Source organism: Nitrosomonas nitrosa (assembly GCF_003051105.1).
Lineage (GTDB): Bacteria > Pseudomonadota > Gammaproteobacteria > Burkholderiales > Nitrosomonadaceae > Nitrosomonas > Nitrosomonas nitrosa.
Map to the genome: position 1 here is coordinate 1 of NZ_QAOO01000069.1, position 2,482 is coordinate 2,482.

2 protein-coding genes are annotated in these 2,482 nt (G+C 54.0%); both read right to left on the bottom strand.

Features of this window, described 5'->3' with window-relative positions:
* On the bottom strand, positions 1-731 hold a 731-nt coding region (locus tag C8R30_RS15540; RefSeq protein ID WP_107790550.1), incomplete at its 3' end, for a VirB8/TrbF family protein.
* Positions 728-2,482 (bottom strand): VirB4 family type IV secretion/conjugal transfer ATPase (locus C8R30_RS15545; RefSeq protein ID WP_107790551.1); only part of this gene is annotated, 1,755 nt, incomplete at its 5' end. The genes C8R30_RS15545 and C8R30_RS15540, both read right to left, overlap by 4 nt.

Genomic DNA, 2,482 nt, shown 5'->3' on the forward strand with positions numbered 1-2,482 from the left:
GTGCTTTGCGTCGGTGGCCGGTGGTAGACACGTAACAACGCACGCATTTTGAATGGCGCTTCCAGCGGATGGCCTTGCCGGTCATACACTTTCTCGAGCCAGTCGACCTGCCAGGTTTCAGGCGACTGTGGAATGACGGAAATGATGTCAACACTCACCGTTTGGGTTTCCGCACGCTTGAACGGGCTGTTGTCCGTGTGACCGTTGAACCACTCATTCGCTTTGGCCGTGGCCGGGTCGTTGGTTCTGAGCATGGCATACGCTCTGAAAATGGCTTTGCGCTGCAAGGCGATATCCGGCGTCACCATTCTGACATCGTTTATGAAGGACGCGAGCGAGGCATGCACTACACGCTGGTCAGCTACTGCCGCAACATCGGCACGGGACACCGCAATCGCTTCACCGAGGTTGTTGACCTGCACCACATACGGGATAAACTTTGACTGGCTGCCGATATAAATCATGCCACCAACACCCGCTAATGCGATCATCAGGCACAGAATCGCCAGCATCTGCCACATGTTGCGTGACGACTGAACAGATCGCATATGATCGTTCCAGGTGCGCCGGGCGGACAGATACGGATTCTCCGATTCACCGGTTCGGCGTCCGCCTTCAATGAAGGTCGATGCATCGATCTCATCCTCCTTACGGATCGGTTCATCGGTCTTGCCGGTCAGACCGAACCGGTGCTTTTTGATTTTAGCGGTTAGATCACTGAGGGTACTCATGCGGTCACTCCATCATTCGATAGTTTGAGTCCTTTCATCGCAAGCCACTGGTCAACCCAGCGATCGCCATATTGGGCGCAAAGGTTTTTGATCGTGGCAATCGACTCCTTGTCGGTCGAGCCGACAAACGCGAGCGCCAGTGGCCCAAGCGCAAGTTCATACAAGCGTCTGCCGTTTTCCGATACGGTGTAGTAGTGCTGCTTGGGAATAGCGGTTGCCAGGATTTCAATCTGACGGGTATTCAAACCCATACGCCGGTACAGCGCCGCAGCTTCTTCGTCACGTGCGAAGACGTTGGGCAGAAAAATTTTGGTGGCGGTCGATTCGACAATGACATCCAGAATGCCGCTGTTGGCGGCATCCGACAGACTTTGCGTTGCCATCAATACCAAACAATTGTTCTTGCGCATCACTTTGAGCCATTCACGTATTTTGGCGCGGAATACCGGATGACCGAGCATGAGCCAAGCTTCATCGAGCAGAATGGCGGCAGGCTGCCCATGCAGACTGCGTTCGATTCTGCGAAAAAGATACAGCAATGTTGGCAGCGCATACTTCTCACCGAGATTCATGAGCTCTTCGATCTCGAAGGTGGTGAAATTCGATAAGTGCAACCCATCTTCTTCGGCATCGAGCAGGTGGCCCATCATACCGTCAATCGTGTATTGCTTGAGCGCTTCGCGTATGGCTTCATCCTGGATGGTTACCAGGAAGTCGGACAGGGTGTGTGAACCGCTCTGATGCATATTGGTAATGGCGAAACTGATTTCGTTACGCTGTTGGGGTGAAACGGTGATACCGTTCAATTCCACCAGGGTGCAGATCCATTCCAGCGCCCAGGCGCGGTCTCCTTTGGATTCGAGAAACTGCAGCGGACAAAATGCGAGTGCTTCATCATCGCCGGCCACGGTAAAATGCTGTCCGCCAACCGCTTTGGTCAAGGGAAACATCGATAGGCCTTTGTCGAAGCAGTAAATCGACATCCCCTTGTAGCGGCGCAATTGCGCGGCAATGAGTGCCAGATGCGTGGATTTGCCCGCACCGGTCGGGCCGAACATGAAGGTGTGGCCGAGATCGCGTACATGCAGGTTCAACCGGAAGGGAGTTGCGCCCTGTGTGACGCAATGCATCAAGGGGGGTGAGTTCGGTGGATACATCGGGCAGGGCGCCTGCGCTTTGCCGGTCCAGATGGTATTGACCGGCAGCAGATCGGCCAGATTCATCGTGTTGATCAACGGGCGGCGTACATTCTCGACGCCATGACCCGGCAAACTGCCGAGATACGCTTCCATGGTATTGATGGTTTCGATGCGTGCAGCAAAACCCAGATGATTGACGGCTTTTTCCACCTTGCGTGCGGCTTCTTCCAATGCGGTACGGTCTTCCATCATGAGGACCGCCCCACTGGTATAGTAGCCTTGCGCGACAAGACCGCTATTGGTTTCGGCGATGGCCGATTGCGCATCTTCGGTCATGTTCAATGCGTCTTCATCGATATGACTGCTTTGCAGGTTGAATACCTGATCGAAGAAACCACGGATCTTCTGTCTCCACTTTTTGCGGTATTGATCCAAGTGCGCAACGGCTTCATGCGTATCCATGAAGATATAGCGTGAAGACCAGCGGTAGACACCTGGCAGTTCCGACAGGATATTGAGCATGCCGGGGGTTGATTCCAGTGGAAAACCTTCAATCGATACCGTCTGAATAAAATGGCGCCCGACTTTGGGCACCACACCGCCCCACATTTC